8 protein-coding genes are annotated in these 7,093 nt (G+C 65.5%); 2 read left to right on the top strand and 6 right to left on the bottom strand.

Annotated features, from left to right (window positions below; genetic code table 11):
• Positions 1-133 precede the first annotated feature (133 nt).
• Positions 134-991, top strand: a complete 858-nt coding sequence (locus tag AC2VOK_RS18465; RefSeq protein WP_428901766.1) for a 3-hydroxyacyl-CoA dehydrogenase — start codon at positions 134-136, stop codon at positions 989-991.
• A gap of 20 nt (positions 992-1,011) precedes the next feature.
• A complete protein-coding gene (locus AC2VOK_RS18460) occupies positions 1,012-2,775 on the top strand; it encodes an oleate hydratase (RefSeq protein ID WP_428901765.1) in 1,764 nt (587 codons plus the stop codon).
• 92 nt (positions 2,776-2,867) lie between these two features.
• On the opposite strand, the gene AC2VOK_RS18455 is transcribed toward AC2VOK_RS18460, so the two are convergent.
• The 6 genes from AC2VOK_RS18455 to AC2VOK_RS18430 all read right to left on the bottom strand — a co-directional run.
• Entirely contained in the window at positions 2,868-3,479 is a 612-nt protein-coding gene (locus AC2VOK_RS18455; RefSeq protein ID WP_428901764.1) for a DUF2202 domain-containing protein, read from the bottom strand.
• A gap of 40 nt (positions 3,480-3,519) precedes the next feature.
• Positions 3,520-4,350, bottom strand: a complete 831-nt coding sequence (gene wzm / locus AC2VOK_RS18450) for a galactan export ABC transporter permease subunit Wzm/RfbD (RefSeq protein WP_428901763.1) — start codon at positions 4,348-4,350, stop codon at positions 3,520-3,522.
• On the bottom strand, positions 4,347-5,273 hold the full coding sequence (gene glfT1, locus AC2VOK_RS18445) for a galactofuranosyltransferase GlfT1 (RefSeq protein ID WP_428901762.1): 927 nt from the start codon (positions 5,271-5,273) through the stop codon (positions 4,347-4,349). Before glfT1 ends, wzm begins: the two co-directional genes overlap by 4 nt.
• The gene (wzt, locus tag AC2VOK_RS18440; RefSeq protein ID WP_428901761.1) at positions 5,270-6,073 is read right to left on the bottom strand and encodes a galactan export ABC transporter ATP-binding subunit Wzt/RfbE; all 804 of its coding nucleotides are present in this window, start codon (positions 6,071-6,073) and stop codon (positions 5,270-5,272) included. The genes glfT1 and wzt overlap by 4 nt, the downstream gene beginning before the upstream one ends.
• Positions 6,074-6,094: 21 nt before the next feature.
• Positions 6,095-6,658, bottom strand: coding sequence for a bacterial proteasome activator family protein (locus AC2VOK_RS18435; protein WP_421528422.1), 564 nt, complete (start codon positions 6,656-6,658; stop codon positions 6,095-6,097).
• Positions 6,625-7,093, bottom strand: a 469-nt coding sequence (locus AC2VOK_RS18430; RefSeq protein WP_428901760.1) for a DUF6541 family protein, incomplete at its 5' end; no start/stop codon positions are given. The genes AC2VOK_RS18435 and AC2VOK_RS18430, both read right to left, overlap by 34 nt.

The following is a 7,093-nucleotide window of genomic DNA, read 5'->3' as shown; positions in this document are numbered from 1 at the left end:
TTGTGATCGGCGTCGCCGTCGGCTTGGGCCTTTGGACCCTAGGAACAGCCTCACCCGAGATGTTTGGCTCGCTGTCGAGCGTAATGGTCGAGGCGATGTCGGGAAGTAGCGTGACGGACGAACGGAGCGATTCATGAATAGCGGTATCCACCACGTCACAGTCCTGGGCGCCGGCGTTTTGGGCTCCCAGATCGCCTTCCAGTCGGCGTTCAAGGGGTTCAGCGTCGTCTCCTACGACATCGACGACGCCGCGCTGGACGCCGCCAGACAACGGTATGACCACCTGGTGCAAACCTATGGCAAGGAGGTTCCCGACGCCAAGGACGGAGCGGCGGCCGCGGCGCTGAAGCGGATCACCCTGACCTCAGATCTCAGCGAAGCCGTAAAACATGCCGACCTGGTCATCGAGGCAGTTCCCGAAGTCCTCGCACTGAAACGGGAGATCTATCGGAAGATCGCCGCGCTGGCACCACCGAAGACGATCTTTGCCACCAACTCCTCGACGCTGCTGCCCAGTGATCTCAAAGATGCCACGGGCCGGCCCGACCGATTCCTGGCCTTGCACTTCGCCAACCGGGTCTGGCAGTTCAACACCGCCGAAATCATGGGTACCGCCGATACCGACCCTGAAATCTTTGCGGCGGTGGTCGACTTCGCCGAAGCCATCGGGATGGTGCCCATCGCATTGCACAAGGAGAAAGCGGGTTACGTTCTCAACTCGCTGCTGGTGCCGTTTCTGAACGCCGCGGCCGAACTCGTCTTCGGCGGCTACGCCGATCCGTCGGACATCGACCGCACCTGGCGTATCGCCACCGGTGCGCCGCTGGGCCCTTTGCAGATTCTCGACATCATCGGCCTCGCCACCCCGTACAACATCATGGTCCACGGGGACGCCGAATCCCAGAAGATCGCAGCCTGGCTCAAAGAGAACTACATCGACAAGGGCAATCTCGGTCTCGCCACGGGCGAGGGCTTCTACACCTATCAGTGATCGGCCGGAGGGGAAACGTCGTGTACTACAGCAGCGGTAACTATGAGGCCTTTGCCCGCCCCCGCAAACCCGAGGGCGTCGAGAACAAGACCGCCTGGCTGGTCGGTGCCGGCCTGGCGTCGATGTCGGCGGCGGCGTTCATGATCCGCGACGGCGGGCTTCCCGGTGCCAGGATCACCATCCTGGAACGGCTCGCACTGCCCGGCGGGGCGCTCGATGGCATCAAAGAACCCAAGCGGGGCTTCGTCATTCGCGGGGGCCGCGAGATGGAGGATCACTTCGAATGCCTGTGGGACCTGTTTCGGTCCATACCGTCCATCGAGGTCGAGGGCGCGAGTGTGCTCGACGAGTTCTACTGGCTCAACAAGGACGACCCCAACTACAGTCTGTGCCGCGCCACCGTCAACCGCGGCCAGGATGCGCACACCGACGGTTTGTTCGCGTTGAACGCCAAGGCACAGAAGGACATCGTCAAAGTCTTCCTCGCGTCACGCGCGGAGATGGAGAACAAACGCATCAACGAGGTGTTCGGTCGCGACTTCCTCGACAGCAACTTCTGGCTCTACTGGCGCACGATGTTCGCGTTCGAGGAGTGGCACAGCGCGCTGGAGATGAAGCTCTATCTGCACCGGTTCATCCACCACATCGGCGGACTGCCCGACCTGTCGACGCTGAAATTCACCAAATACAATCAGTACGAATCGCTGGTGCTCCCGCTTTACCGGTGGCTGCTGGAGCAGGGTGTGACGTTTCGCTTCGACACCGAGGTCACCGACATCGAATTCGACATCAGCGAAGAGCGTAAGCAGGCCAACAGAATTCACTGGATACGTGACGGCGTGTCCGGCGGTGTCGACCTCGGGCCCGACGATCTGGTGCTGACCACCATCGGCTCGCTGACCGAAAACTCCGACAACGGCGACCATCACACCCCCGCAACGCTCAACACCGGACCGGCGCCGGCCTGGGAGCTGTGGCGGCGCATCGCGGCCAAAGATCCCTGCTTCGGCCACCCCGACGTGTTCGGTGCCCACATCCCGGAAACCAAGTGGGAATCGGCCACCGTCACCACACTGGATCGGCGCATCCCGCACTACATTCAGAAGATCTGCAAGCGGGATCCGTTCAGCGGCAAGGTCGTCACCGGCGGCATCGTGACCGCGCGAGACTCGAAATGGCTGCTGAGCTGGACGGTCAACCGTCAGCCCCACTTCAAGCAGCAGCCACCGGAGCAGATCGTGGTATGGCTGTATGCACTGTTCGTCGACGTCCCGGGTGACTACGTCGACAAGCCGATGCAGGACTGTACCGGTGAGGAGATCACCCGGGAATGGCTCTATCACCTGGGCGTCCCCGGGGACGAGATTCCCGAACTGGCGGCAGGCGGCGCCAAGACGGTACCGGTGATGATGCCCTATGTCACCGCATTCTTCATGCCACGCGCCTCCGGTGACCGGCCAGATGTGGTTCCCGAGGGGGCCGTGAACTTCGCGTTCATCGGCCAGTTCGCCGAAACCACCCGCGACTGCATCTTCACCACCGAATACTCGGTGCGCACCGGCATGGAGGCCGCCTATCGGCTGCTCGGTGTGGACCGCGGTGTGCCGGAGGTTTTCGACTCGACCTACGACATCCGCACGTTGTTGGCCGCCGCCGTGCACCTGCGCGACGGCAAGGAGATCGACATCCCCGTCCCGGAAATCCTGCGTCGACGCCTCGTCAACAAGATGACCGACAACGAAATCGGCGAACTACTCGTCGAATACGGGCTGATCAAAGGCTGACGAATGCGTCGCGCCAAAGCGAGCGACATCGGCGAGTCTGGCGTCGAGGCCGCTTCCGCGCCCGGTGACGCCGAAGGGCAGTGCCGACCGACTCAACTGTCGCGTCGTCCGCGCCCACCACGAGGGCCATGACCACCTCGACCGCCGCCGCAACCATCCCCGCCCTGTGCACCGCCGCGCCTGCGCCAACGTCGGCCGCTGCCCAGGGGCCGTCCCGATATCGCCGCTTCGAACGCCCGCAGATGGTTGTGAGAAGCGGAACGCAAGTTCTCGTAGACCCGATGGATGGCTGCCTCGTCGCTGCTTTGCAAGGCCTCCAAGGCCTCCAAGGCCGCGGACAGATCGGCGATGTCACCGGTCTCGAGTTCGACACCGACCTGGTAGGCCCCTTGGGCCGAGGACAGTCCCCGGGCGAGCCACCCGTCGTAGGCATCCTGGAGTTCCGTGTCGGCGTAGACGCCGGGCGGCTTCCCGGCCGACGGGTCGGGGACGTTGTAGCGCTTGAGCAGTCGCCCGATCGCGTCGTAGTGACGCTGCTCGCTGGCGGCAATGTTGGCAAAGATCGGCACATCCCACGCCTGGTGGAACCGCCGGTACAGATCACGCGCCAGCCGTTCCTCCTCCCGCATCAAGACCAGGTCTGCCCGCTCGTGGTCGGACAACGGGCCAGTGGCCGCCGGTTTCGAGGTGTCGTCGCGATTCATCTGATGACTCCGTTCATTTCGGCAATCCCTGGCCCCGGGCTCAGACCCAATATGGCACGCGGGCGCGGTATTGGCGCATCGCGAAGGCAGCCAGCAGCCAGCCGACGACGGTCAGCGCCAGCACCACCGCCCAGTGCCGCAGCTCCTGGTGGGCACCCAGCAGCGGGGCCCGGACGATGTCGAGGTAGTGCAGCAGCGGGTTGAGCTCGACGATGCCGGCCCAGCGCCCGGCGCCCTGCTGGCGCAGGGTGTCGTCGTTCCAGATGATCGGGGTCATGAAGAACAGCAACTGCACGACCGAGAACAGCAGCGGGCCGATGTCGCGGTAGCGGGTCGCCAGGATGCCGAAACACAGCGATACCCAGATGCAGTTGAGCACGATCAGGCCCAGCGCCGGGATCACCGACAGGTCGGCCCACGACCACGGCTTGGGGAAGACGATCGCCACGACGAGATAGATGACGATGTTGTGCGCGAACAAGATCATCTGCCGCCACACCAGCCGGTAGACGTGAACGGACAGCGGGGTCGGCAACTGTTTGATCAGTCCCTCGTTGGCGACGAACACGTCGGAGCCCTCCAGGATCGCGGCGTTGATCAGGTTCCAGATGATCAGGCCCAGCGTCACGTAGGGCAGGTGCACCGACAGCTCGAGGTGGAACAGCTTCGAGTACAACCCGCCCATCGCGACGGCGGTGGTCCCGGTCGCGATCGTGATCCAGAACGGTCCCAGCACCGAGCGTCGGTAGCGTTGCTTGATGTCCTGCCAGCCCAGGTGCAGCCACAGCTCGTGGCGCCGGAAACCGTCGGCCAGGTCGCGGCGCGCGCGGGCAAGCGTCCGTGACTGTGTCGCCGCGTCGAGGACTGTCACAGGGTGCCTCCAGGTTTACCGAATTGCTCGCGGCGCCCCATGCGGCGCAGGCGAATCCATTCCCGAAACCCCCGGGGGTCGCGGCGGGTCACCAGGAAGAACCAGCCGAACCGGACCCACTCCTGCACCAGTAGCTTCCGCAGCCCCGGCTGCGCCAGCAGGTAGCCGCGGTTGCGGTAGGTGAAAAAACGCTTGCCCGGGTCGTCGGGGTACTGGGTGTGCATCCGGCCGCGCAGGATCGGCCGGAATTCGGAGGTGCCGCACGGGTGCAGGTAGACGGCGTCCAGGCAGGTGCCGAACGGCAGCCCGGAACGCACCAGCCGCCGGTGCATCTCGACCTCGTCGCCGCGGATGAACAGCCGCAGGTCGGGCACCCCGACCGACTCCAGCGTCGCGGCCCGGAACAGCGCCCCGTTGAACAGCGACGCGATGCCGCGCAGCAGGTCGTCGCCCGTCTCGGTGCGCAGTTCGCCGGCCAGCCTGCGCCACACCAGGCCACGCCGCAGCGGGAACGCCAGGCGCCGCGGGTCTTCGGAGTTGCACACCATCGGCGACACTTCGGCCAGCCCGTATTTCTCGGCACAGGCCAGCAGGGTCGCCAGCACACCCGAATCCTGCGGGCGCCCGTCGTCGTCGGCCAGCCACACCCAGTCGGCACCCAGTGCGAGCGCGTGCAGCATGCCCAGCGCGAAACCGCCCGCTCCGCCGAGGTTTCGGCGCGAAGCCAGGTAGGTATTCGGAATCGGCTGCCCCCGAACAAGATCACGCACCCGGGCGTCCGCGGCGCCGTCGTTGTCCACCACGATCAGGTGATCGGGCAGCCGGGTCTGGGTGCGCAGCGCGTCGAGCGAAGTGGCGAGTTCAACGGGACGCCGGTGGGTGACCACGACAGCGATGACGGATTCGGTGACGGATTCACTCATCCCACGGTCCGGTTCTCGGCCAGCACCTCGCGCACGTGGCGGGCCGCCTCCTCGCCCTCGTAGGCGCGCACCACGTCTTCGATCCCGCCGGACTGACGGATGACGCCGTGGTCGATCCACATCGCGGTCTTGCACAGCCGGGCGAGGAATTCGTTGGAGTGGCTGGCGAAGACGAGGATCCCGGACCGCTCCACCAGGCCCTGCAGCCGGGACTGCGCCTTCTTCATGAAGTCGGCGTCCACCGCCCCGATGCCCTCGTCGAGCAGCAGGATCTCGGGGTCGATACTGGTGACCACGCCCATCGCCAGCCGCACCCGCATCCCGGTGGAGTAGGTGCGCAGCGGCATCGACAGATAGTCGCCGAGCTCGGTGAACTCGGCGATCTCGTCGACCTTGGCCTGCATCTGCCTGCGGGTCTGGCCGAGGAACAGGCCGCGGATGATGATGTTCTCGTAGCCCGAGATCTCCGGGTCCATGCCGACCCCGAGATCGAAGACCGGCGCCACCCGGCCGGTGACCTTCGCCCAGCCGCGGGTCGGTTCGTAGATGCCCGACAACAGGCGCAGCAGCGTCGATTTGCCCGCCCCGTTGTGGCCGACCAGACCGACCCGGTCGCCCAATTCGAGCGACAGGGTGATGTCGCGCAGCGCTTCGATGACGACGACGTTGGAGTTGTTGCGTCCGATCGTGCCGCCCGCCTTACCGAGGAAGGCCTTCTTCAGGGAGCGCGACTTGGCGTCGAAGATGGGAAACTCCACCCACGCGTTGTGCGTCTCGATATGAGGACCGGAACCGGGCACCGTCACCTGCTTTGCGTCCTCTTAGAGGTATTGGCCGTGCCCGGAGTGGCCGGACCTGCCCATGCCCGGTGGCAACGCGCCCTGGCGCATCTGCTCCAACTGTGCGCGGGCGGCCATCTGCTGGGCGAACAGCGCGGTCTGGATGCCGTGGAAGAGCCCCTCCAGCCAGCCGACCAGCTGCGCCTGGGCGATGCGCAATTCGGCGTCCGACGGGGTGGCGTCCTCGCTGAAAGGCAGCGTGAGGCGGTCGAGTTCCTCGCGCAGTTCCGGAGCCAGGCCGTCTTCGAGTTCCCGGATGCTGGTGGCGTGGATCTCGCGCAGCCGGTTGCGGCTCGCGTCGTCGAGGGGCGCCACGCGCACCTCTTCGAGCAGTTGCTTGATCATCGTGCCGATGCGCATCACCTTGGCGGGCTGCTCGACCAGGTCGGTCAACGAGGGTCCGTCGGAGTCGTCATCCTCGACCGCCATGATCCGCGGGTCGACACCGCCGATGACCTCGATACCGTCGTCCTCGTTGCCCGTGCTCACTCGGTCACCATCCTTCTCGGGAGCTACGCGTGGGGCGCCGCGGCCTTCCCGCGCCATTCGTAGATCTTGGCCCCGCCGTTGTCGTAGATCAGGTCCCACGACTGCGATTTCTCCAATGACACTAGCCCGTCGGGAACGGCGAAACCGCGCACTGTCGGCGTGCTGATCAGGATGTAGCGGATGTGCAGGGCGTGCACGGCCTCGACGACCCGCGGATCGGAAACCCCGTTGCGGGCGTGGGCCCAGATGATGAAGCGGTGGTAGCCCGGCCCCGCCTGTTGCGGGTAGTCGTAGTGGGTCCACAGCGGGTGCAAATCGGCAACGGCGTACATCCAGGCCGTGCCGTCGGTGTTCGCGTTGGCGATCAGGGTTTCGCGGGCGCCGGGCAGTTTGGCCAGGTAGGCCATCGCCATGAGGTCGCGCCGGTCGACGATCACCGAGTCGTACTTGTCGCCGAACAGGAATGCGTGACGCGGGAAGTAGTGCCAGGCG

Source organism: Mycobacterium sp. TH-M116, assembly GCF_057473685.1.
This window is presented reverse-complemented; position numbering and strand designations above follow the sequence as displayed.